Here is a 2,265-nt window from a genome sequence, read left to right as displayed (position 1 = left end):
TTTGTTGCACTATATTTTACAATTTATCAAACAAAAAAATAAGCCTTGACAGGCTTATTTAGTTGGGATGGATATTTCAATGAGGTTTGTTGAATAGAGTGTCTTAATTCGAGAAACATCAATCGATTTTGTATCAATTTTTCGTTTCAAAAAAAATTCTCGAATTTTTTCAACTTCTTGTTCGCGAATGGTGCGGTGTTTATTTGAAATCAGAATTTCATAATGAAAAGGTGCTTGCGTAAAGACGACGTCTGTATTTCCAGCGGAAAAAGTCTCAACTAGTGTAGCATCTGTACTTTCTAATTGACTTTGTACAAGGCGTGCATGGCTGTTTGTCGTGTTAATAAGCTTCATCTGACTTCCTCCTATATTCTATTCCTATTATAGCACTTTTTCATAAGAAATGTGAACAATTTCTCATACTTTATGATTCTTTTTCCACATTTCAATTCCCCATTTATGACTGCCACGTTTTAATTTGGAAATAGCTTCTGCGATTGGAAACCAGACGAGCTGATTAAAATCTTCTAAAGGTGCTTGCGATTGCTCATACTGGCTTACTTCATAAATGTAAGCAGGGTTATAAAAATAGGTATCGCGGTGGCGAGAATAAAAATATTCATCTGCTTGTCCGTAATATTGACCGATTTGAGCAGTAAAACCAAGCTCTTCAATCAGTTCACGTTTTAAGGCAGTTAAGCGATCCTCATCTTGCTCAATCTCGCCTCCGGGCAAGAACCAAGCGCCGTTGGGGGCTTGCACTAAAATTATCTTTTCTTGCTTTTCATCTGGAATAACTGCATAAACGCCATAGCGATTCACATATTGAACGTCTTCTTGCCTTTCTCCAAAAGTTGCGACTGTCATATCGTTTCCACTCTTTCTTATATGCTACTAATATCATAATGCAGAAATCAAGTGCTGTCAAGGCTTTCAAGCATTTTAAGGTTCAAATTTGAAAATATCTGCTGTATATAAATTGAGCACTTTTTCAAAGAGAAGACGGAAAAGAATGGCAACGACTGTTGGGATGACAAGCCAAGCTAAGATTGCCAGTCCCATGGGAAGTCCGCCTGTAACAGAAGTGAAGAGTCCAGTCAGACCAACTAATCCAAAACCTGCTGATGCAGGCGTCCCGGTAATGGTGAAGAGCGGAACCAACAGACCAGTAGCAGCAGAGGTTGCGACAATAGGAACATAAGAGATTGGGTCCTCAAAGACATTGGTCATCATCATTTTCATTGAACCAAGGGCGACAGCAGCAGTTACACCAGGTTTATTGACGAAGAATGAATGAACAACAAGTACGATACAAGTTGTTCCGACCCCCATAGCAGAAGCACCGGCAGCGAGTCCATTTAGTCCAATGGCAAGACCGATTGCAACAGTTGAGATTGGAGCCACGATTAAGATAGCAAAAGTAACACAGATGAGAACACTCATTAAGTAAGGCTGAAGATCCGTAAAGTAGATGATTCCTTGCCCGATTAAGCTAGAAATCATTTTGACATAAGGAAGTGTGAATAACCCCACAGTCGCAAGAAGCGATCCAACGATTGGCAGAAGAACAAAATTAAAGGATTCAAATTTCCCTTCTAGCCAGAGCAATACGAGAACGCTAAGGGCACAAATTAGCATGACATTGATAATGTCCCCTGTACCAGTCGTGTAGAATCCAGTAACCATTTTGTTTGCAGTTGCCGTAATTTCAGAAGGGGCTTTTTGCTTTTGAACATATCCTAATAACTCCGTTGCTCCAGCTAATTTACTAGAAGCACCAGAACTAACAAAAGCAATGGCTGTCAGAAGCGCAGCTTTCATTCCTTTGAAATTAAATTCCAAGGCAACCAGCGTTCCAATTACGGCAGATAAAGTGGCTTGGAAAAGAACGTTAGCCACATTCCAAGTTGCAAAGAAAGCATTATTTTTGAAAAAGTCTAAAGAGAAAATAATGGCAAAGATACAGTTAGGCAGCAAGGCTACGATAACACCAATTGCGGTGCCGTTTAGAACTTTATGCAAAAATGATTTAGGGGTAAGTGATGCGGTTGTGTTTTCTTTTGTCATAAAAAACTCCTTTATTTTTGAAAAATAAAATCCGCCCTATCCCAAATGAGAATAAGGCGGAGTCATGTAAAAATGGAGATGATTATCCCATTTTAAAACGGTAGCTACGCCTTGATAAGATACTATAAATAATGATAATAATAGCTATAACCAACATAACGTAACTCCTTTTTTTGTTGCACTATATTTTACAATTTA

3 protein-coding genes are annotated in these 2,265 nt (G+C 38.6%); all 3 read right to left on the bottom strand.

Going from position 1 to position 2,265, the window contains the following annotated elements; genetic code table 11:
* Window positions 1-54 precede the first annotated feature (54 nt).
* On the bottom strand, window positions 55-354 hold the full coding sequence (locus HMPREF2933_RS07165) for a DUF1827 family protein (RefSeq protein WP_024051512.1): 300 nt from the start codon (window positions 352-354) through the stop codon (window positions 55-57).
* Between the two features lie 63 nt (window positions 355-417).
* Window positions 418-867: an NUDIX hydrolase gene (locus tag HMPREF2933_RS07160; protein WP_024051513.1), complete on the bottom strand. Its 450-nt coding sequence runs from the start codon at window positions 865-867 to the stop codon at window positions 418-420.
* 75 nt (window positions 868-942) lie between these two features.
* Entirely contained in the window at window positions 943-2,067 is a 1,125-nt protein-coding gene (locus HMPREF2933_RS07155; RefSeq protein ID WP_024051514.1) for a PTS sugar transporter subunit IIC, read from the bottom strand.
* Window positions 2,068-2,265: the final 198 nt, after the last annotated feature.

The organism is Streptococcus sp. HMSC066F10, from assembly GCF_001813805.1.
Classification (GTDB): Bacteria; Bacillota; Bacilli; order Lactobacillales; family Streptococcaceae; genus Streptococcus; species Streptococcus vaginalis.
This window is presented reverse-complemented; position numbering and strand designations above follow the sequence as displayed.